The sequence below is a fragment of the Desulfofundulus thermosubterraneus DSM 16057 genome (assembly GCF_900142025.1).
Lineage (GTDB): Bacteria > Bacillota > Desulfotomaculia > Desulfotomaculales > Desulfovirgulaceae > Desulfofundulus > Desulfofundulus thermosubterraneus.
In genome coordinates this window covers 1-21,126 of record NZ_FQZM01000031.1, presented here as the reverse complement: position 1 = coordinate 21,126, position 21,126 = coordinate 1, and the positions used below count along the sequence as shown (strand labels likewise).

23 protein-coding genes are annotated in these 21,126 nt (G+C 56.4%); 20 read left to right on the top strand and 3 right to left on the bottom strand.

Annotation, left to right across the window (positions count from 1 at the left end):
- Positions 1-16: 16 nt before the first annotated feature.
- The 11 genes from hisB to gatB all read left to right on the top strand — a co-directional run bounded on the left by hisB (position 17) and on the right by gatB (position 12,127).
- Positions 17-595: an imidazoleglycerol-phosphate dehydratase HisB gene (hisB, locus tag BUA65_RS11940; RefSeq protein WP_165613246.1), complete on the top strand. Its 579-nt coding sequence runs from the start codon at positions 17-19 to the stop codon at positions 593-595.
- A 28-nt stretch (positions 596-623) separates the two neighbouring features.
- Entirely contained in the window at positions 624-1,235 is a 612-nt protein-coding gene (hisH, locus tag BUA65_RS11935; protein ID WP_072869944.1) for an imidazole glycerol phosphate synthase subunit HisH, read from the top strand.
- Entirely contained in the window at positions 1,229-1,975 is a 747-nt protein-coding gene (gene hisA / locus BUA65_RS11930; protein WP_072869943.1) for a 1-(5-phosphoribosyl)-5-[(5-phosphoribosylamino)methylideneamino]imidazole-4-carboxamide isomerase, read from the top strand. The genes hisH and hisA overlap by 7 nt, the downstream gene beginning before the upstream one ends.
- The gene (gene hisF / locus BUA65_RS11925) at positions 1,969-2,733 is read left to right on the top strand and encodes an imidazole glycerol phosphate synthase subunit HisF (RefSeq protein WP_072869941.1); all 765 of its coding nucleotides are present in this window, start codon (positions 1,969-1,971) and stop codon (positions 2,731-2,733) included. Before hisA ends, hisF begins: the two co-directional genes overlap by 7 nt.
- A gap of 58 nt (positions 2,734-2,791) precedes the next feature.
- Entirely contained in the window at positions 2,792-3,544 is a 753-nt protein-coding gene (gene hisI, locus BUA65_RS11920) for a phosphoribosyl-AMP cyclohydrolase (protein ID WP_072869940.1), read from the top strand.
- A 119-nt stretch (positions 3,545-3,663) separates the two neighbouring features.
- Entirely contained in the window at positions 3,664-5,868 is a 2,205-nt protein-coding gene (gene pcrA, locus BUA65_RS11915; RefSeq protein ID WP_072869975.1) for a DNA helicase PcrA, read from the top strand.
- An 84-nt stretch (positions 5,869-5,952) separates the two neighbouring features.
- Positions 5,953-6,813, top strand: a complete 861-nt coding sequence (locus BUA65_RS11910; RefSeq protein ID WP_072869938.1) for a lipid II flippase Amj family protein — start codon at positions 5,953-5,955, stop codon at positions 6,811-6,813.
- 23 nt (positions 6,814-6,836) lie between these two features.
- Positions 6,837-8,843, top strand: a complete 2,007-nt coding sequence (gene ligA, locus BUA65_RS11905) for an NAD-dependent DNA ligase LigA (protein WP_072869937.1) — start codon at positions 6,837-6,839, stop codon at positions 8,841-8,843.
- A 70-nt stretch (positions 8,844-8,913) separates the two neighbouring features.
- Entirely contained in the window at positions 8,914-9,195 is a 282-nt protein-coding gene (gene gatC / locus BUA65_RS11900) for an Asp-tRNA(Asn)/Glu-tRNA(Gln) amidotransferase subunit GatC (RefSeq protein WP_072869936.1), read from the top strand.
- Between the two features lie 13 nt (positions 9,196-9,208).
- Positions 9,209-10,666 (top strand): Asp-tRNA(Asn)/Glu-tRNA(Gln) amidotransferase subunit GatA, encoded by a 1,458-nt coding sequence (gatA, locus tag BUA65_RS11895; RefSeq protein ID WP_072869934.1) that lies wholly within the window; start codon positions 9,209-9,211, stop codon positions 10,664-10,666.
- Positions 10,667-10,681: 15 nt separating this feature from the next.
- Positions 10,682-12,127, top strand: coding sequence for an Asp-tRNA(Asn)/Glu-tRNA(Gln) amidotransferase subunit GatB (gene gatB / locus BUA65_RS11890; RefSeq protein WP_072869933.1), 1,446 nt, complete (start codon positions 10,682-10,684; stop codon positions 12,125-12,127).
- A gap of 119 nt (positions 12,128-12,246) precedes the next feature.
- On the opposite strand, the gene BUA65_RS11885 is transcribed toward gatB, so the two are convergent.
- Both BUA65_RS11885 and BUA65_RS11880 read right to left on the bottom strand, forming a co-directional pair.
- On the bottom strand, positions 12,247-12,606 hold the full coding sequence (locus tag BUA65_RS11885; RefSeq protein WP_072869931.1) for a winged helix-turn-helix domain-containing protein: 360 nt from the start codon (positions 12,604-12,606) through the stop codon (positions 12,247-12,249).
- Positions 12,607-12,732: 126 nt separating this feature from the next.
- Positions 12,733-13,116 carry a hypothetical protein gene (locus tag BUA65_RS11880; protein ID WP_131821492.1) on the bottom strand — a complete coding sequence of 128 codons (384 nt, stop codon included), beginning with the start codon at positions 13,114-13,116 and terminating at the stop codon, positions 12,733-12,735.
- Between the two features lie 55 nt (positions 13,117-13,171).
- Between BUA65_RS11880 and BUA65_RS11875 the strand changes: the two genes are divergently transcribed.
- The 4 genes from BUA65_RS11875 (at position 13,172) to BUA65_RS19020 (ending at position 15,109) form a co-directional block, all read left to right on the top strand.
- A complete protein-coding gene (locus BUA65_RS11875) occupies positions 13,172-13,420 on the top strand; it encodes a hypothetical protein (RefSeq protein WP_072869928.1) in 249 nt (82 codons plus the stop codon).
- Between the two features lie 33 nt (positions 13,421-13,453).
- On the top strand, positions 13,454-14,410 hold the full coding sequence (locus BUA65_RS11870; RefSeq protein WP_072869927.1) for an Rpn family recombination-promoting nuclease/putative transposase: 957 nt from the start codon (positions 13,454-13,456) through the stop codon (positions 14,408-14,410).
- A gap of 244 nt (positions 14,411-14,654) precedes the next feature.
- Positions 14,655-14,903 (top strand): toxin-antitoxin system protein, encoded by a 249-nt coding sequence (locus BUA65_RS11865; RefSeq protein WP_072869925.1) that lies wholly within the window; start codon positions 14,655-14,657, stop codon positions 14,901-14,903.
- Positions 14,900-15,109 (top strand): type II toxin-antitoxin system PemK/MazF family toxin, encoded by a 210-nt coding sequence (locus BUA65_RS19020; RefSeq protein WP_341349620.1) that lies wholly within the window; start codon positions 14,900-14,902, stop codon positions 15,107-15,109. Before BUA65_RS11865 ends, BUA65_RS19020 begins: the two co-directional genes overlap by 4 nt.
- Here BUA65_RS19020 and BUA65_RS11855 read toward each other — a convergent pair.
- Positions 15,057-16,307 (bottom strand): L-lactate MFS transporter, encoded by a 1,251-nt coding sequence (locus BUA65_RS11855; RefSeq protein ID WP_072869924.1) that lies wholly within the window; start codon positions 16,305-16,307, stop codon positions 15,057-15,059. The genes BUA65_RS19020 and BUA65_RS11855 overlap by 53 nt on opposite strands.
- 437 nt (positions 16,308-16,744) lie before the next feature.
- Here BUA65_RS11855 and nifV point away from each other — a divergent pair, with 437 nt between their 5' ends.
- The 5 genes from nifV to BUA65_RS11830 form a co-directional block, all read left to right on the top strand.
- The gene (gene nifV / locus BUA65_RS11850) at positions 16,745-17,911 is read left to right on the top strand and encodes a homocitrate synthase (protein WP_072869922.1); all 1,167 of its coding nucleotides are present in this window, start codon (positions 16,745-16,747) and stop codon (positions 17,909-17,911) included.
- Positions 17,912-17,918: 7 nt separating this feature from the next.
- A complete protein-coding gene (locus BUA65_RS11845) occupies positions 17,919-19,175 on the top strand; it encodes a 3-isopropylmalate dehydratase large subunit (RefSeq protein ID WP_072869921.1) in 1,257 nt (418 codons plus the stop codon).
- Positions 19,176-19,199: 24 nt separating this feature from the next.
- Positions 19,200-19,700, top strand: a complete 501-nt coding sequence (locus BUA65_RS11840) for a 3-isopropylmalate dehydratase small subunit (protein WP_072869919.1) — start codon at positions 19,200-19,202, stop codon at positions 19,698-19,700.
- A 32-nt stretch (positions 19,701-19,732) separates the two neighbouring features.
- Positions 19,733-20,737 carry an isocitrate dehydrogenase (NAD(+)) gene (locus BUA65_RS11835; protein WP_072869918.1) on the top strand — a complete coding sequence of 335 codons (1,005 nt, stop codon included), beginning with the start codon at positions 19,733-19,735 and terminating at the stop codon, positions 20,735-20,737.
- Between the two features lie 164 nt (positions 20,738-20,901).
- Positions 20,902-21,126: transposase zinc-binding domain-containing protein (locus BUA65_RS11830; protein WP_207543896.1), on the top strand; the 225-nt coding region annotated here is incomplete at its 3' end.

Genomic DNA, 21,126 nt, shown 5'->3' with positions numbered 1-21,126 from the left:
AATAAGTTCAAAGAGGGTGGCCGGTATAAAGCGCCGCACCGGTGAAACGGAAATCCGGGTGCACCTGAACCTGGATGGGGCGGGCAATTACCAGATCAAAACGGGCATCGGCTTTCTGGATCACATGCTTTGCCTATTCACCCGGCACGCCTGTTTTGACCTGGAGCTGAACGCCCGGGGCGACCTGGAAGTGGATGATCACCATACGGTGGAAGATACGGCCATTTGCCTGGGGCGGGCCTTGAAGGAGGCCCTGGGCAATAAAGAAGGTATCAACCGTTACGGCCACGCTCTTTTGCCCATGGATGATGCTTTAGTGCTCGTAGCGGTGGACCTGAGCGGCCGGGGCTTTCTAGCCTACGAAGTTTCCCTGCCGTCACCCCGGGTGGGGAATTTCGATACCGAGCTGGTGGAAGAGTTCCTGCGGGCGCTGGCCTTAAACGGGGAGTTTACCCTGCACGTACGCCTTTTGGCCGGGCGGAACACCCACCATATCATTGAAGCCATTTTCAAGGGTCTGGGCCGGGCGCTGAAATCTGCCATGGCCCCAGATCCCCGGACGTCGGGGGTGCCCTCCACTAAAGGGTTGTTGTAGTGTTTTGGCGGGGGAGGGGGCGAAAGTTTTGATTGCCATCATTGATTACGGGATGGGGAACCTACGCAGTGTACAGAAAGCTTTTGAAAGGGTGGGTTTCAGGGCCGAGGTGGTGCGGGACCCGGCCCGCATGGGACAGGCCCGGGGGGTGGTCCTGCCGGGAGTGGGAGCCTTCCGGGATGCCATGGACAATCTTATAGCTGCCGGCCTGGACCGGGCAGTTAAAGAGGCCATTGCCACAGGCAAACCCTTCTTGGGCATCTGCCTGGGACTGCAGCTCCTGTTTGAAGTGAGTGAGGAGTTTGGTTCCACACCGGGGCTGGGTATTTTCCCCGGACGGGTGCGCCGCATTCACTGGGAGGTTAAAATCCCCCACATGGGGTGGAACCAGGTATTTTTCCAGAAGGAGATTTCCCTGACCCGGGGAATTCCTGACGGAGCAACTTTTTATTTCGTTCATTCATATTATGTAGACCCGGGGGACCAGGACCTGGTGGCGGGGGTAACCACCTACGGTCAGCCCTTTACCTCCATGGTCAATCGGGGTAACGTTTTTGGCATCCAGTTTCACCCGGAAAAGAGCAGCACCCTGGGGCTAAAAATTCTGCAAAACTTTGGGGAGTTGGTGGCCAAATGTTAATTATCCCGGCAATTGACCTGCGGGCAGGCAAATGTGTGCGCCTGGTAGAGGGCCGGCTGGATAGGGAAACGGTTTATTCCGATGATCCCGTCGCCGTAGCCCGCCTCTGGGAAGACCAGGGCGCCCGCTGGCTGCACGTGGTGGATCTGGATGGAGCCTTTACCGGCGAACCCAAGAACTGGGACATGATCCGGGGCATTCTTTCCGCCGTCCGCATACCCGTGCAGGTGGGAGGGGGCATCCGGGACATGGCGGTAATTGAACAACTCTTGGAACTGGGGGCTGCCCGGGTGATCCTGGGCACGGTGGCCATTATCAATCCCGGCATGGTGGCCGAGGCCTGCGCCCGTTACGGCGAGTCCATCGTGGTTGGCATCGACGCCCGCAACGGTAAAGTGGCTATTGAAGGCTGGGGAGTGACGGCTGAAAAGAATGCCCTGGAACTGGCCGCCGAGATGAAAGGCCTGGGTGTCAAACGGGTGGTGTTTACCGACATTTGGCGGGACGGTACACTGAAAGGCCCGAACCTGGCTGTGGTGGAGGAAGTGGCCCGGTCCACGCAGTTAAAGATCATTGCTTCCGGGGGGGTTTCCAGTCTGGCCGACCTGCGAGCACTGAAGGCCATGGAACCCCTGGGGGTGGAAGCGGTGATTATCGGCAAGGCCCTTTATGCGGGCACCATAAATCTGCGGGATGCCCTGGAAATCGCCCGGGAGGAATTGGAGGAACAAGTGTGCTGACCAAACGCATCATCCCCTGTTTAGACGTTACCGATGGCCGGGTGGTGAAGGGAACCAATTTTTTAAACCTGCGGGACGCCGGGGATCCCGTGGAGCTGGCCGCCCTTTATGACCGGGAAGGAGCCGACGAACTGGTCTTCTTGGACATCACCGCCTCGGCCCGGGGCCGCAAAACGGTCCTGGACATGGTTTACCGCACGGCGGGAGAAGTATTCATCCCTTTTACCGTGGGGGGTGGGATTGGCTCCCTGGAGGACATCCGGGCCATTCTGTCTGCAGGGGCGGACAAGGTGTCCATCAACACTGCGGCGGTAAAAAACCCCCGGCTGGTGGCGGAGGCGGCCCAGCGATTCGGCAGTCAGTGCATTGTGGTGGCCATTGATGCCCGCCGGGCAGGGGAAGGAAAATGGGAAGTGTACATACACGGCGGACGCACCCCCACCGGCATCGACGCTGTGGAGTGGGCCAGGCAGGTGGAAGAACTGGGGGCAGGGGAGATCCTGCTTACCAGTATGGACAGGGACGGCACCAAAGACGGCTACGACCTGGAGCTAACCCGTACTGTGGCCCGGGCGGTAAACATACCGGTAATTGCTTCCGGTGGAGTGGGCACTTTAGAACATATTGCCCAGGGGCTGACCACCGGCGAGGCCGATGCGGCTCTGGCGGCTTCCATCTTTCATTTTGGTGAATACTCCATCCGCCAGGTAAAGGAATACCTCAAGGAACGGGGTGTCCCCGTACGGCTGCCCTGTTAAGTAAAGGCATACGGCACTTACGCGGCATACAATATTAAAAAAACAGGAGGATAATTCCATGACTTTTGAACCTGGCTGTTTAAAATACGACAGTGCCGGTCTAATCCCGGCCATCATCCAGGACGCCGATACCAATATCGTACTGATGATGGCCTACATGAACAAGGAAGCGCTGGAAAAAACCCTGGCCACCGGGGAAACCTGGTTCTGGAGCCGCAGCCGGCAAAAATTGTGGCACAAAGGGGAAACCTCCGGCAACGTACAAAAGGTGCAGGAGATAACCTATGATTGCGACCGGGACACCCTGCTGGTCAAGGTAAAGCAAACAGGGGCCGCCTGCCACGAGGGTTATTACACCTGCTTCCACTACCGCATCAACCCGGAAACGGGGCAAACGGAAGTGATTGGGGAGCGGCAGTTTAACCCGGAAGAGGTCTACGGCCCCAAATGCCAACCGGAGGATAAACCGCCAGCAGCAGACGTTTCCGGCAACGCACCGGCCCCTGGTGCCGCCCCCGCAGTCAATGCCCTGATATTGGAGGAGCTCTACCAGGTAATCAAGGAACGGCAGGAAAAGCGCCCCCCCGGTTCCTATACCGCCAAACTTTTCAACAAGGGCCTGGACAAAATGCTCGAAAAACTGGGAGAAGAGACCACCGAGCTGATCATCGAGGCCAAGAACCGGGACCGGGAAGAGGTTATCGAAGAAAGCGCCGATGTTCTTTACCACCTGCTGGTAATCCTGACCGAACAGGGGATTACACCAGCAGAGGTGTTTGCTGAACTGGCCGAACGGAGAAAGGATGATTAGCATAAAATTATAAAATTCACCCGGTCTTGTTGTTAAATATGCCGGGTTTTTCTTTTGCAATGGTACCGAAAGGCCAGGGCCTGTGGTATAATGCACCCTGGATGGGAAGTGATCGGCAAATGGACCTGTTGAAAAACCTCAATGAAGCCCAAAAAGAAGCAGTGCAGCACAAAGACGGGCCCCTTTTAGTGCTGGCGGGCGCGGGTAGCGGCAAAACCCGGGTACTGACCACCCGTATTGCCTATCTTCTGCAGCAGGGGGTGGACCCGTACCATATCCTGGCCATCACCTTTACCAACAAGGCGGCCCGGGAAATGAAGGAGCGGGTCCAGACCATGGTTCCCCATGTAGCGCGGGACCTGTGGGTTTCCACCTTCCATTCGGCCTGCCTGCGCATCCTGCGCAAGCAAGCCCGTTTTCTGGGCTACTCCGAGAATTTTGTGATTTACGATGAGCACGACCAGCAAACTGTTCTGAAAGATTGCCTGAAAGAATTAAACCTGGATGAGAAAAAGTTTCCGCCCCGGGCCGTGGCCGCGGTCATTTCCGGAGCGAAAAATAAACTGTTAGGACCCAATGCTTACCAGGACGAGGCCTTTGATTTCTATTCCCGGCATGTGGCCCGTATTTATGCCCTGTACCAGGACAAGCTATTCCGCAACAACGCCCTGGATTTTGACGACCTGATCATGCTCACAGTGCGCCTGTTCCGGGAAAACCCCGCGGTCTTACGCTATTACCAGAACCGTTTTTATTATATCCTGGTGGACGAATACCAGGACACCAACTACGCCCAGTACGTGCTGGTGAACCTCTTGGCCCGGGAACACCGCAACCTCTGCGTGGTGGGCGACCCGGACCAGGGTATTTACAGCTGGCGTGGGGCGAATATCCAGAACATCCTCGACTTTGAAAAAGATTACCCCGATGCAAAGGTGGTCAAACTGGAGCAAAACTACCGCTCCACCCAGACCATTCTGGATGCCGCCAATCACGTCATCCGGCGTAACCGGGGGCGCAGGGAAAAAAGGCTCTGGACGGCCGCCGGTGCGGGGAACCCGGTGGTGGTTTACCTGGCCCACGACGAGCGGGCCGAGGCCAATTTCGTGGCCGACCGCATTACCCGGCTCCACCGCCTGGGAGTACCCTACCGGGATATGGCGGTGCTTTACCGCACCCACGCCATGTCCCGGGTGCTGGAAGAAATCCTGCTGCACCGGGGTATTCCCTACACCATTGTGGGCGGCCTGCGCTTCTACGACCGTAAGGAAATCAAGGACCTGCTGGCCTACCTCCGGCTGGTGGTTAATCCGTCAGATACGGTAAGTTTAAGGCGTATTATTAACGTACCACGGCGGGGCATCGGGGAGGCTTCCTTTAATAGACTGCTTGCCTTCAGTACGGCCAGAGAAATTCCGGTACTGGAAGCCCTGGCCCGGGTGGAAGAAATACCCGGCCTGACCAAAAGCGTACGGGCGGCCTGCATGGAACTGGCCCGCCTCTTTGGCTGGCTTTATGAACACCAGGGCGAGTTAACCGTAACCGGTCTGGCCTGGGAAGTGCTCCAGCGATCGGGATACTGGCAGGAGCTCCTGGCCGAAAATACGGTGGAATCCCGCACCCGGCAGGAGAACCTGAAGGAATTTCTCTCGGTGACCCAGGACTTCGACCGCCAGGCCGGGGAACGAACCTTGAGCGCCTTTCTGGCCGAGCTTTCCCTGGTGAGTGACATAGACCGCTACGACGAGGAAGCCGACCAGGTGGTGCTGATGACCTTGCACAGCGCCAAGGGGCTGGAGTTCCCGGTGGTCTTTCTGGTGGGGATGGAGGAGGGGGTTTTCCCGCACTCCCGTTCCCTGGTGGAACCGGCGGAACTGGAGGAGGAAAGGCGCCTCTGCTACGTAGGCATTACCCGGGCCAGGGAACGGCTTTATTTAACCCACTGCTGGCAGCGCACCCTGTACGGGGCCACCCGGCACAACGACCCGTCCCGTTTTCTGGAAGAGATACCGCCCCACCTGGTTACAGTCGATGACCCCCTCGATAGCGGGAATGGGGAAAGGCGGCCAAGACCCGCCTCCGGCGGTACCGGACTGCTCCGGGGAGCGGCCAAAGAAACGGAACCCGGCACGCTCCCGCCCATCCGGGAGCAGGTACCAGTGTACGCCTTCAGCCCCGGTGATCGGGTCAGGCATCGTAAATGGGGCCAGGGTACGGTGATCAACGTAAGGGGACAGGGGGAAAACGCCGAATTACAGGTGGAGTTCCCCAACCTGGGCACCAAAATCCTTCTGGCCCGCTACGCTCCCCTGGAACGGGTCTAAGCCTGATCCATAATTTTCCTGGCAATAATAGAGACAAGGGAAACCAGCCCGGTTAGATTTGCGTCGTGTCCTGCGGAGGCTCATATGACCCGTCTGTTGATTGTGGCCCTGTTGACGGCCATCATTCACATGATCAATACCCTGATTTATTCCGTGCGCCTGGCCGGGGTACGCACCCAGCGCCTGGCCACGGCCCTGTCCCTTTTCCAGGTGATCTTTCTCATTGCCAGCACGGCCAACCTGATTCAGGCCCCCCTGATGTCCTCCATTGTGGAACACGCCATTAACGCCGGCTTAAGGCACGCCGGCGGCGGGGACATCCTGGCCGATCCCTACTACCAGGCCCAGCTTGCCAGGTTAAACATGGAAATCCGCCTGGTCATCCTGGCCGCCACCGGGGGAACCATCCTGGGGGGTCTTTTAATCCCTACCTTTGTCCGGGTTTTCACCCGGGGGATAATGCTCCTGGAGGATTTGGGTTCGGTACCCCGGATGATCTTAAAAATGATCCTCTCCCCCCGGCAGCTTTTAGCCATGGCCAAAAAGGTTAAACTACCGGGAGTGGGCCGTTTCCGGGACGCCCTGCGGGGGCCGCTTAACATACCCCGGCACTTCCTGGTGGCCAATATTTTAATCACCGGCATCTGGACCACTGGTGTGCTCTCGGCCCTGTATGCGGGGGCGTTGATACCCCAGTTCCGGTCCACGGCCACCCTTACTTCGGGAATTGTCAACGGCGTTGCCGCCGTTCTGGCGGCCACCGTGGTGGATCCCACGGCAGCTATGATCACCGACCAGGCCATGCGTGGGGTGCGCCCGGAGGAAGATGTGAAGCAAATGGCCGTCTTCCTTGCCCTGACCAGACTTGCGGGTACCCTTTTGGCCCAGGCCCTCTTTGTTCCCGGGGCACTGGTGATCCGCTTTGTGGCCGAACTGATTACCTGATCCAGTTCTTGGGGGTGTACCTTTTGGACAACGCTTTGGAAAGAGCCCGCCAGCGGATTGAGGAGCTGCGCCGGGAAATTGAATACCACAATTACCGTTACTATGTGCTGGACGACCCGGTAATTTCCGACGAGCGCTACGACGCTTTGATGCGGGAACTGATCAAACTGGAAAGCAAATACCCGTCCCTGGTCACTCCGAATTCACCCAGCCAGCGGGTGGGGGGACAACCCCGGGAAGGTTTTGCCACCGTGCGCCACCGCATCCCCATGCTCAGCCTGGCCAACGCTTTCGACGAGGGAGAGTTGCGGGATTTTGACCGCCGGGTGCGTTCCGCCCTGCCCGGGGAGCCGGTGGAGTATGTGGTGGAGCTGAAAATAGACGGGTTGGCCGTTTCCCTGCGCTATGAAAACGGCCTGCTGGTTACCGGGGCCACCCGGGGAGATGGGGAGACCGGCGAGGACATTACCGCCAACTTGAAAACCATCCGGGCCGTCCCTTTGCGCCTGCTCCGCCCCGTTCCCCTGCTGGAAGTGCGGGGGGAGGTCTACATGTCCAAGGAGGCCTTTATGCGTCTAAATGAAACCCGGGAAGAAGCGGGCGAGCCCCTCTTTGCCAACCCGCGCAACGCCGCTGCGGGCAGCCTGCGCCAGCTGGACCCGGCCGTAACAGCCTCCCGACAGCTGAGCATCTTTGTCTACGGGACCGGGGAGATCGAGGGGGTTAGTGTAAATACCCACGCCGAAACCCTGGCCCTGCTCAAAGAGCTGGGTTTTCCCGTTAATCCCCATCACCGCCTTTTGCCCGATATCCAGGCGGTGATTGATTACTGTAACCGGTGGCAGGAAGAGCGCTTTAACCTCCCCTATGTCATTGACGGCCTGGTCATTAAAGTCAACTCCCTGGATCAGCAGGCCCGGCTCGGTGCCACCATGAAGAGCCCCCGCTGGGCCATTGCCTTCAAGTTTCCGGCCGAACAGGCCAAAACCAAAGTGCGGGACATTATCCTGCGGGTGGGGCGTACCGGAGTCCTGACCCCCACCGCCATTTTAGAACCGGTCCGCCTGGCCGGCACCACTGTCAGCCGGGCCACGCTACACAACGAGGACATAATCAAGGAGAAGGACATCCGGATCGGGGACACGGTAATTGTACAAAAGGCCGGCGATGTTATTCCGGAAGTGGTCGCGGTAATCCCGGAAGAGCGCACCGGAGACGAAAAACCCTTTGTCATGCCCCGCCGCTGTCCCGAATGCGGCGCGGAGGCCGTCCGTCCCCCGGGAGAAGCGGGAACCCGCTGCACCAACATCGCCTGCCCGGCCCGGCTGCGGGAGGGATTGATCCACTTTGCTTCCCGCAATGCCATGGATATTGCCGGCCTGGGGCCGGCGGTAATCGGCCAACTGCTGGCAGCGGGGCTGGTGCAGGACCCGGCGGATCTTTACACCTTGCGCCTGGAGGACCTGGTGCCCCTGGAGCGCCTGGGCAAAAAATCGGCCCAGAACCTCCTGGAGGCCATTGAAAGAAGCAAGTCCAACCCCCTGTACCGCCTGATTTTTGCCCTGGGCATCCGGCACGTGGGGGAAAGGGCCGCGCGCATTTTAGCCCAGCGCTTCGGTTCCCTGGACCGGCTCTCCCGGGCCACATATGAAGAACTGGTGACCATTCCGGAAATCGGCCCCAAGATTGCCGAAAGCGTGATAACCTTTTTTGCCCAGGAACAAAACCGCCGGGTGCTGGAAAAACTGGCCGCCGCCGGAGTAAATACCCGCCAAGAGCCAGAAGAAGAACCCGGCGACAAACCCCTGGCGGGCAAAGTTTTCGTCCTCACCGGTACCTTGGAGCATTTCACCCGGCAGGAGGCCCAGGAACTGATCGAGCGCCTGGGCGGGCGCGTGAGCTCCAGTGTGAGCAGGAAAACCGATTATGTGGTGGTAGGGGAGAATCCCGGCAGCAAATACGACAAGGCCCTGGCCCTGGGCATCCCCACCCTGCGGGAAGAAGACTTTCGCCGCCTGGTGGAACAGTGAAAGTTGCAACCTCCCCCATGGAGCGCTATAATGTTGTCATTTAAAGTCTTGAAGTAAGGAAGGTGCTGGTATGATAACCATCAAGGACGTGGAGCATGTGGCCCTTCTGGCCCGCCTGGAATTGAGCGACGAAGAAAAGCAAATGTACGCGAAACAGTTGAACGCCATCCTGGAATACGCCCAGATGCTCAACGAACTGAACACCGACGACATTCCGCCCACCGCCCACGTGCTGCCCCTGAAAAACGTCTGGCGGGAAGATGAAGTGGGCGAACACCTGCCGCCCGAAGAGGTACTGGCCAACGCCCCGGAAACGGAAGGCCAATTCTTCAAAGTGCCGCGGATAGTTTAAGGAGGGAATTTTGTTGGAACTGTACTACCTCACCGCCCACGAACTGCACGATTTGCTCGTCAAAAAGGAAATCAGCGCCGAGGAAATTTGCCGCGCCGTCTTTGATCGCATTGATGCCGTAGAGGACAAAATCAAAGCCTATGTCACCCTGACCAGGGACAAGGCCTTTGCCCGGGCACGGGAGATCGACCGTAAAATTGCCGCCGGGGAAGAAGTCCCGCCCCTGGCCGGCATCCCGGTGGCCATTAAGGACAACATGTGCACCTGCGGAGTACGCACCACCTGCTCCTCGAAAATTCTCTACAACTTTGTGCCCCCCTACAACGCCACGGTGGTGGAAAAGCTGGAGGCCGCCGGCACGGTAATGATGGGCAAGACAAACATGGACGAGTTTGCCATGGGTTCTTCCACGGAAAACTCGGGCTTTTTTGTAACCGCCAACCCCTGGGATCCGGATAGGGTACCCGGCGGGTCAAGCGGCGGCTCCGCCGCGGCGGTAGCGGCAGGGGAAGCCATTACCGCCCTGGGTTCCGATACGGGTGGCTCCATCCGCCAACCCGCGGCGTTTTGCGGGGTGGTGGGATTAAAACCCACCTACGGGGCCGTCTCCCGCTACGGTCTGGTGGCCTTTGCCTCCTCCCTGGATCAGATCGGGCCCTTTACCCGGGATGTCACCGACTGTGCCCTCATGTTAAACGCCATCTGCGGGCACGATCCCCTGGATTCCACCTCGGCACCCCGGGATATCCCCGACTTCACATCCTACTTGAGGAATGACGTGAAGGGCCTGAAAATCGGCGTACCCCGGGAATACATGGGGGAGGGCATTGACCCCGCCGTAAAGGAGATCATTGGACAGGCCATAAAGTTATTGGCCTCCCTGGGGGCGGAAATCGACGAAACTACTCTGCCCCACAGCCGTTACGCCCTGCCCACTTATTATTTAATTGCCCCGGCAGAAGCCAGCTCCAACCTGGCCCGCTATGACGGCGTCCGTTACGGCTACCGGGCGGAGGATGCCCGGGATGTGGTGGACATGTTCATGAAGACACGCAGCCAGGGCTTCGGCCCGGAAGTAAAACGGCGCATTATGTTGGGTACGTACGCCCTGTCCGCGGGCTACTACGACGCCTATTATTTAAAGGCCTTGAAAGTGCGCACCTTAATCAAGCAGGATTTTGACCGGGCCTTCGAAAAATTTGATGTGCTCCTGGCTCCCACCGCCCCGTCCCCGGCTTTCAAGCGGGGAGAGAAGACCGGCGACCCCCTTCAGATGTACATGTCCGACATCTGCACCCTGGCGGTAAACCTGGCCGGCATACCCGGAATATCCATCCCGGCGGGATTTGTGGACGGCTTACCCGTAGGCATGCAGTTAATCGGTAAGCCCTTTGGCGAGGGCACCCTCTTGCGGGTAGCCTACACCTTTGAGCAACACACGGATTATCACCGGCGCCGGCCGTCTTTATAGGGAGGGAAGCAAGCTTTGACTGAATACGAAACCATCATCGGCCTGGAAGTACACGTGGAATTAAAAACCAAAAGCAAGATTTTTTGCCCGTCCACCACGGAATTCGGGGGAGATCCCAATACCCACGTTTGCCCCGTTTGCCTGGGGTTGCCGGGAGTGCTGCCGGTTTTAAATAAAAAGGTGCTGGAATACGCCATCCGGGCTGCTCTGGCCCTGAACTGCGAAATTGCTGAATACTCCAAGTTCGACCGCAAAAACTACTATTACCCAGATCTGCCTAAGAATTACCAGATATCCCAGTATGACCTGCCGCTGGCCAGAAACGGGTTCCTGAACATTGAAGTGAACGGGCAAACCAAACGCATCGGGATCACCCGCATACACATGGAGGAGGATGCGGGCAAGCTGATCCACCAGGGCACCATTGCCACCTCCCCCTATTCCCTGGTAGACTACAACCGCACCGGGGTACCGCTCATTGAAATTGTCTCCGAGCCGGATATGCGTTCCCCCGAGGAGGCCCGGGCTTACCTGGAAAAATTGAAGGCCATCATCCAGTACACCGGAGTTTCCGACTGCAAAATGGAGGAAGGATCTCTACGCTGCGATGCCAACGTTTCCGTACGCCCCAGGGGGAGCCGGGAATTCGGTACGAAAACGGAAATTAAAAACATGAACTCCTTTAAAGCGCTGCAGCGGGCCCTGGCCTACGAAGTAGAGCGGCAAATTGCCGTGCTCCAGGAAGGCGGCCGCATCGTCCAGGAGACCCGCACCTGGGATGAAAACAAAGGGGTAACCCTGCCCATGCGCAGCAAGGAGGAAGCCCACGATTACCGCTACTTCCCCGAGCCGGACCTGGTACCCCTGGTGATTGATCGGCGGTGGGTGGAGGAAATCCGGGCCACACTCCCCGAGCTTCCTGACGAACGGCGCAACCGCTACATCAAACGCTACGATCTCCCGGCCTACGACGCCACCGTGCTTACGGCCACCAAGGAAATGGCCGATTACTTTGAGGAGTGTGTAGCCCTTTATCCCAACGCCAAGGCGGTCAGCAACTGGATGATGGGGGATCTCTCGCGCTTGTTAAATGCCCATAACATGGACATTACCCAGTGCAAGGTATCGCCCCGGCAGCTGACCGACATGCTCAAGCTGATGGACAAGGGCACCATCAGCGGAAAGATTGCCAAAACGGTCTTCGAAGAGATGTTTGCCACCGGCAAGGATCCGGAACAGATTGTGCAGGAAAAGGGGCTCGTGCAGATTACCGATGAGGGGGCCATTGCCGCTGTAGTGGAGGAAGTGCTGGCCGGCAACGCCAAAGTGGTGGAGGACTATCTGAAAGGAAAGGACAGGGCCTTCGGCTTCTTAGTGGGCCAGGTAATGAAGGCCACCCGGGGCAAAGCCAACCCGGAGCTGGTCAACCGCCTGCTCAAAGAAAAACTTCATTCCAGCTAATAAAATCGGGCAATCGGGCAGGAGGGGGCGGCCAGCTCCCTCCTTTTAAACCTCCGCCATCTACACAGATAGCCTTTGCTGGAGTAAAATCCGACGATTTCAGGATCCCGGCAGACAAGTTATTCCGGGTCAAAATTAAAAATGTAACCTGTACCACGTACAGTTTTAATTAGACGGGGCTTACCCGATTCATCTGCCAGTCGTGCTCTCAACCTGCTGACGTAGATATCCACCGTTTTGCGCCCACCGAAAAAATTTTGACCACATAAGTGATCCAGTATTTCATCCCGGCTAAATACCCGATTGGGGTTTTGAGCAAATAAAAGTAACAACTCATATTCGCGCGGCGACAATTTAATAGACCGGCCATTCTTTTTTACCTGCCGTGCGGCAGGGAAAATTTCAATATTATTAAATGTGATAACATTTTGTTGATCGGCAGGCACTGTGCGGCGCAGTGTCGCTCTTACCCGAGCCATAAGCTCCCTTAAGTCGAAAGTCTTAACAACATAGTCGTCAGCACCTGTATCCAGTCCCTTGATGACATTCAGAGTATGCCTGCCGGTCTTTCTGCCGGTCCGTGTTGTTGCCCAATAATTGAACGGTTAGTTATTAGCCCGCGTCATTGTTTTCCCGGTAAAGACCTGTTTGTAAGTATTTTTTGCAGAAACTTCACCGCCGTGTCCTGAGCGGCTTCTCTGGAAACAGTACCCTTTTGGCCGCGCCCGGACGTCCTGGTAATTGTAGCTAATCACCTGTCCGGTGCCGGTGATGGTGGTCAGGTGCACAAAGCGCATCTGGCGGTAATCGTAGCCCGGTTTGCCCTCAGTTACCTTTGGCGGTATAGTGCTCCAGGTATAACTTTTCTGTTTGATCCCCCGATCTGGGAAAGACTGCAAATCGCTGGCGCCTTGAAACTGCATTCCCGTCATATCAATGCCAAACACTTCGGCTAGCAACTTGCCGGCTTCTTTCGGTGTCCTGGCCATCAGTTGCTGGCCCTCCCCCTTCAGGGTGAGGGGCTGGGGCTGGGGAAAGGAGGGCATGAATTCTGCCAGGGGCTTTCCCGTCAAGGCAGCGATGGTGGCCATGGATGTGGGCACATACACCAGTGCCGGCCGGGTTTCGCCCTTTTCCGGCTTAAGCAAACTATATAAGGGTTTGTATGGACTGTCTGCCGGCCGCCCCTTCTGGGCAATTTTCCAAACCACGATCCAGCGTGCGGTTTTTGGTGATGGCGGACGTGTTGAAGGGTGGAGTAACCTTATTGAAACCCTGCCGGACCTGATGTAAACTATAGCCAGAAAAGATAAAGGAGCCGGCGCCATGAACGAAAATCAGATCGACCACGACCGCCTGTTTAAAGAATTGCTGGAGACGTTTTTTGCCGAATTCATGGAGCTTTTCTTTCCGGAAGCCAGCCGGGCCATTGACCTGACACAGCTCAAATTCTTGCAGCAAGAAGTATTTACCGACGTAACGGCCGGGGAAAAGCGCAAAGTGGACATTTTGGTGGAGACCCGGCTCAAAGGGGCACCCGGTTTGATCCTGGTCCATGTAGAGCCGCAAGCATATGTACAAAGGAATTTCAACGAGCGTATGTTTATCTATTTCAGCCGGCTGTATGAAAAATTCCGGCGCAAAATACTACCCGTGGCCGTATTCAGTTATGACTGGGTACGGGATGAACCGGATAGTTTTGAACTAACGTTTCCTTTTCTGGATGTTCTAAATTTTCGGTTTTATAAGCTGGAATTGAAGAAACTGAACTGGCGGGAATACATACAAAGTGACAATCCCGTAGCCGCCGCCCTTTTAAGCAAAATGGGCTTTAAGCCGGAAGAAAAAGTAAAGGTGAAGCTGGAATTCATGCGCATGGTGGCCCGGATGAAATTGGACCCGGCCCGGATGGAACTGTTGGCCGGTTTTTTCGAGACCTACCTTAAACTGAATCGGGAGGAAGAAGAACAATATAACCGGGAACTGGGAAAACTGGATAGTAAGGAGGTTGGCGCGATTATGCAGATAACCACCAGCTGGCATGAGAAAGGCCGCGCGGAAGGCCGCGCGGAAGGCCGGGTGGAAAGAACCCGGGAAATCATTTGCAAATATCTGGCTCGTAAGTTTGGTAAGAAATCGGCCGATTTGCAACAAAAGGTCCAGGAGATGACCAGCCTGGAGGAGCTGGATTATGTCCTGGAGGAGCTTTTTGCCGCCACTACGTTAGAAGAGGCCCGAACTATCATCAACGACGGTGCTGGAAAATTCCTTTCTGAAAGGTAACTGTTCACTTCCGAATCATGTCAAGAGGAGAGAACCGGTATTGTCCGGTCGTAGCCGCAGGGCGGCAAGAACTTCGTGGATGCCGTGCCGTGAGTGGAATGGGAAAAGGGCGTGGCCCGGGTGGTAAATGAACAGCGGGGTTGTCCCGCCTATACTGGTAAGCGAACCGGTTAATTTTGGTCAAATTTAAAAGCCGCAGATGATTCTGCGGCTTTTCTGTCAGAGCGGGAGAGGTGGGTGAAGAATGCCAGCAAGCGTAAGGATCAGCCCGAACTCATGGAAAGCTTTAAAAGAAATAGCTGACTGCGCGGGTGAAACGATGCAGGCCGTCCTTGACCGGGCTATCGGGGCGTACCGCAGGCAGTGGCTGCTGAAAAGGGCCAACAAAGCCTACGCCGGCTTAAGGAACGACCGGGACAAGTGGCAGGAAGAAATTGCCGAGCGTAAGGAGTGGGACGTGGTTTTGGGCGATGGTCTGGGTAGTGATGAATGATGGTTAAACCGAAGCGTGGGGAGATATGGCTTGTCGACCTAAACCCTGTCCGCGGGCACGAACAGGCGGGCAAGCGCCCCGCCCTGGTGATTTCGATCGACCTGTTCAAGGCTCACCCCGATGGCAAGGGGCGGGTGGAAAACCCGCCCCAATCTAGACTTTTACTGCCTGCCCGTCCGATACCGGCTTCGTGGGTGGCTTGGTGACAAAGCTTAGGATGGCGGCCACCACCAGCAGGGCGGCGGAGATCAGGTAGCTGGCATTATAGCCGCCGGTAAGGTCCGCCGCCCGCCCTGCAATGATTGGCCCGATAAGGGCACCGGCACCCCAGGCAGTAAAGACCAGGCCGTAGTTGATACCGGCATTTTTCAACCCGAAGTAGTCGTAAGTAGCCGACGGGAAGAGGGAAAGGTTGGCCCCGTAAGCTATCCCGGTGAGAACCGAACCAATAAACAGGGTTGCCGCACTCTTGTAGGAGGCAAACAGGAGCATGTTGGCCGCTTGAATGGCAAACACCAAAAGCATGGTATTGGTCCTGCCCAGCCGGTCGCTTAACCATCCGGCCAGTACGCGCCCGCCGGCATTGGCTACGGCCAGCACCGCCACAAACACGAAGCCCCAGTTGATCCCCCCTTGAATCTGGGCTATCTTGGCCAGGTGACCGATGACCAATAGCCCTGCCGAAGCGGCGAAACAGAACATCAACCAGAGCAGGTAAAACTGGGGTGTGGCCAGCATCTCGCGGGGGCTGAAGTCATGCTTGGAGCTGGCCGCGGTAGCCGCCCTGGTGGCGGGAGGCGGACCTCCGTAAGGCACATAACCCGGAGGCGGGAAGGCAAGCACCTGGGCCAGGATAACGATAACGGCTAAGAAAATAATTCCCTCATAGATAAAGGTTTTGGAAATACCGTAATTAGCCAGGAAGTACTTGGTCATGGGAGCGGTATAAACCGAAGCCAGACCGAATCCGGCCACCACCAGACCGGCAATTAGTCCCTTTTTATGGGGCTGGAACCATTTCACCGCCGCCGGCGTGGGGGCGCCATATCCAAACCCCAGGGCCGCACCAACGATAAGCCCAAAACCAATGGTTATACCTGCCAGGGATTGGGTAACTCCCGAAATGATCATACCCGCACCGGCCAGGATACCGCCAATGGTAGCCACCAACCGGGGACCAAATTTATCCACCATACGCCCCGCCGGAACCATGAACAGGGCAAACATCACACAGGCCAGGGTATAGGGAAACTGGGACTGGGTTTTGGTCCAATGCAACTGATCTATAAGGGCTGCGGCAAAAACACTCCAGGTGTAGAGCACACCCAGGGCCAGATTTATACCCATGCCGGCAAGGGGAACCGACCATGCCCGGGCCAAACTGGGCTGGTTGGGCTGATTCATGGGATACACCTCCGGTCATATTTGGTTAAATGCCTGGCTTGTTGCTGCACTCTCTTTTAAAGACCATGGGGCTTTCTGCTGATCATAGCATCCCTCCCCGGGGCACCCCTCCGCCTTTTTCTTTTATTGTATTTTGTTTGACCAGACGAGAATATAAATTTTCCGGCAATAGACAAAACCACCAACTAAATGGTTTCGCTTTACTCAAAGAAAGCAAAAGCCCCCCCAACTGCCCGCGGATTTTCTACCCACGGCCGGATTTTGACCGCTGGGTGCCACAGAATAGCCACCGGAGGAAGCACCCGGGTTATAGCGTGGACCGTCCCAAATAATACTTTTCAGTTAATCAATTTCATGGTATTATTAAAGCTGTATAATTTTGTGTCGCATTTTGCTACGAAGCTATTCGGAAACAGGGTATAACAAGGGGTGAAAAAATGAGTGAAAAGCTAACCGAAATTACGACCGGAAAAACGGAGCAAAGGAACATTATTATTGTGGATACCACCCTGCGGGATGGCGAGCAGACGGCAGGAGTGGTCTTTGCCAACCGGGAAAAGGTGCGTATAGCCAAGTTTTTAGATGAAATTGGCGTGCACCAAATCGAAGCAGGCATCCCCGTAATGGGCGGCGATGAGATGGAAGCCATTAAGGAAATTTGCAGGGCGGGCCTTAAAGCCAGCATTATGGGGTGGAACCGCCCGGTAATCAAAGATATCGAAGCCTCCCTGGCCTGTGGTGTAGATGCCGTGGCCATTTCTATCTCTACCTCGGATATCCACATTAAATACAAGCTGCAAACCAGCCGGGAATGGGTGCTGGAGCAAATGGTCAAGGCCGTGGAGTTCGCCAAGAAGGAAGGCATGTACATTTCGGTTAACGCCGAAGACGCCTCCCGCACCGACATGGATTTCTTGATCCAGTTTGCCAGGGCAGCCAAGGAGGCTGGCGCCGACCGGTTGCGCTACTGCGACACCGTGGGAATTCTAGATCCCTTTACCACCTACGAACGTATCCAGACCATACTTAAAAACGTGGATATAGATATTGAGATGCATACCCATAACGACTTCGGCATGGCCACAGCCAACGCCCTCGCCGGTGTCAAGGCCGGTGCTACTCACGTGGGGGTGACCGTGATTGGGCTGGGTGAGCGGGCAGGAAACGCCGCCCTGGAGGAAGTGGTCATGGCCTTGAAACATTTGATGGGCATTGATCTAGGATTCAAAACTGAGATGTTCCGCGAAATTGCCGAGTACGTGTCCCGGGCTTCCGGCCGGGAGCTGCCGGCCTGGAAGGCCATTGTGGGCTCCAATATGTTTGCCCATGAATCGGGCATCCACGCCGACGGCGCCCTAAAAAACCCGAAGACTTACGAGGCCTTCCATCCGGAAGAGGTGGGCCTGGAGCGCCAGATCGTGATCGGCAAGCACTCCGGTACCGCCGCCCTAAAGGCCAAGTTTGCCGAGTACGGGATCCATTTGAGCGAATTCCGCGCCCAGGAATTGCTGGCCAAGGTTCGTTCTTATTGTGTGGCCTTAAAGCGACCGCTCTTCGACAAAGAGCTCATGTACATTTACGAAGATTACTTTGGAAAGAAGTGATTTTGCCTTGGGCCAGACCATCATTGAAAAAATTCTTTCCAGCCACAGCGGTCAGGAGGCCTATGCCAACGATATTGTGGTAGCCCGGGTTGACTTCGTCATGGGTCAGGATGGTACCTCCCCCTTAGCCATCCGGGCCTTTCAGGAAATGGAGGGCACACGGGTTTTTGATCCCGAACGGGTGGCCTTTGTAATCGATCATAGCGCTCCCAGCCCCAATGAAGGGGTATCGGCTTTGCACCAGCTGATGCGCCAGTTCGCTCGGGAAAAGGGCATTCATCTTTACGACATCGGAGAAGGTGTCTGCCACCAGGTAGTGCCGGAGAGCGGGCGGGTAGGTCCCGGAACCCTGGTTATTGGCGCCGATTCCCATACCTGCACCTACGGGGCGCTCAATGCCTTTTCCACGGGCGTGGGTTCCACCGATCTGGCCGGTGCCCTGATCTCGGGGCAGATGTGGTTTAAAGTGCCCGAAACCTTCAAGTTTGTCTGTCACGGCACCCTGCCCCGGGGTGTCTACGCCAAAGATCTTATTCTGTATCTCATCGGTGATGTAACGGCCGACGGCGCCACTTACATGGCGGCGGAATACACCGGTGAAGCCATTGCCAACCTGTCCATGGACGGGCGTTTTACCATGGCCAACATGGCCATTGAAATGGGTGCCAAGGCGGGCATAATGGAAGCTGACGAAAAGACTTTTGCCTGGCTGGCCCAGTTCACCCGCCGGCAGTTCATCTCCGTAAGTTCGGATCCCGACGCCCGTTATGCGCAGATCAAGGAATATGACGTATCAAACCTGGAACCCCAGGTGGCCCGGCCCCACCGGGTGGATAACGTCTGCCCGGTAGCGGAGGTGGCCGGAACTCCCATCCAGCAGGCGGTGATCGGCACCTGCACCAACGGGCGGCTGGAGGACCTGCGCATTGCCGCCCAAATTCTGGCCGGAAGGCGCATCCACCGGGACGTGCGCCTGATTGTCGCGCCTGCCTCCAAGCGCATTTACTTGCAGGCCATGCAGGAAGGGGTTATCCAAACCCTGGTGGAAAGCGGTGCCGCTATAGTCACCCCTGGCTGCGGGCCCTGCGTGGGCACCCATAACGGCGTACCTTCCGACGGAGAAAATGTAATTTCCACCGCCAACCGCAACTTTAAAGGCCGCATGGGCAACAGCAAAGCCTTTATTTACCTGGCTTCCCCGGCCACGGTGGCGGCCTCGGCCCTCACCGGACGGATCACCGACCCCCGGGAGTTTTTGTGTTAACTTGAGCATAAAGTAGGTGACGGGATGCTTTTACAGGGAAAAGCCCATAAATTTGGCGATGACGTAAATACCGACTACATTATTTCGGGTAAATATAAATTTAAAACCCTGGACATGCGGGAGCTGGCCAAACATGTCATGGAGGACCTGGACCCCGACTTTTACCAGAAGATCAACGCGGGCGATTTTATCGTAGCCGGCCGTAATTTCGGTTGCGGCTCATCCCGGGAGCAAGCACCCCTGGCCATCAAGTACGCCGGGATTTCCGCCGTGCTGGCCAAATCCTTTGCCCGCATTTTCTTCCGCAACGCCATCAATACGGGGCTGCCCGTCGTGGAATGCGACACCGACCGGATCGAGCCAGAGGATGAGCTGGTGGTAGACCTAAGCACCGGAGTGATTACCAACAAAACGAAAGGGCTAACCATTGCGGCCAAACCCCTTCCTCCGGTAATGATTAAAATTCTCAACGACGGCGGCCTGGTGGCCCACTTCCGGAAATACGGCGGATTTAAATTCGATTAGGTATTAGGTAAGGCACTAGGAGGTACTAAGCGGTGGCACATAAAGTAACCCTGATCCCCGGTGATGGCGTGGGCCCGGAGATCGCCCAGGCCGCTCGCCGGGTTATCGACGCCAGCGGTGCAAATATTGAATGGGAAGTGGTGGAAGCCGGGGAAGCTCTGATCCCCCGGTACGGCACTCCTTTACCCGAGTATGTACTGGACTCCATCCGCCGGAACCGGGTGGCTTTGAAGGGACCCATCACCACCCCGGTGGGCAGTGGCTTCCGCAGCGTAAACGTTACCCTGCGCCAGGAATTAAATCTTTACGCCAACGTGCGCCCGGCCCGCAACCTGCCGGGGATAGTTACCCGTTACCAGAACGTGGACCTGGTGGTGGTAAGGGAGAATACGGAAGACCTGTATGCGGGCATTGAACACCGGGTGGGCACGGATGCAGCCGAAAGCATTAAAATTATCACCCGCCAGGCCTCGGAGCGCATTGCACGCTTTGCCTTCGAGCTGGCCAGGAAACAGGGGCGCAAAAAAGTCACCGCCGTACATAAGGCCAATATCATGAAACTCACCGATGGCCTGTTTTTGGAATGCGCCCGGCAGGTGGCCCGGGAATACCCGGATATTATCTTTGAAGACATGATTGTCGACGCCATGTGCATGAAGCTGGTACAGGCCCCGGAAAACTATGATGTCCTGGTGCTCCCCAACCTGTACGGTGATATCGTCAGCGACCTCTGCGCCGGCCTGGTGGGCGGCCTGGGTGTCGCCCCGGGAGCAAACATCGGCCACGAGGTAGCGGTCTTTGAACCGGTCCACGGCAGTGCCCCCAAACATGCCGGTAAGAACCGCATTAACCCCCTGGCCATGATTCTGTCCGGCATAATGATGCTGCAGCACCTGGGCGAAGATGAGGCGGCCAACCGCATATACGAGGCCGTGCTGGCCGTACTGCGGGAGGGCAGTGCCCTGACCTACGACCTGGGAGGCAATGCCGGTACCAGTGATATGGCCGATGCAATTATAAGTAAAATGCATGCTTAAAACGCAGGGTCCTGCACTTTAAGGACATTAAGGAAGCTGAAAAAACCCGCCGGAGCCGGAAACACTGGCCCCTGGCGGGCTTTTTTTATTGTTAAGGAAAGTATACTTTTTGGGGGGCTCTTATAGGGGTACCCAATGAGCCCATATTATGGTAATATTTAGACATGAGGTACTCGTCGAAAATTAAAGAAATACTGAAGTTAAAATGGCCTGAGTTTGAAGCGAAGTATTCAGCGGCTATCCGTGAATGCGAAAAGGAAGCTGTCACTAAGGTCCTTGGATGTGGGGACCCCCAAAACGGGTTTGCTGAATACTGGTGTTTAGATTGCGGGGGCAAAGAAAAAAAGATCGTTCCATTTACTTGCAAAAGCAGATTTTGTCCCTCATGT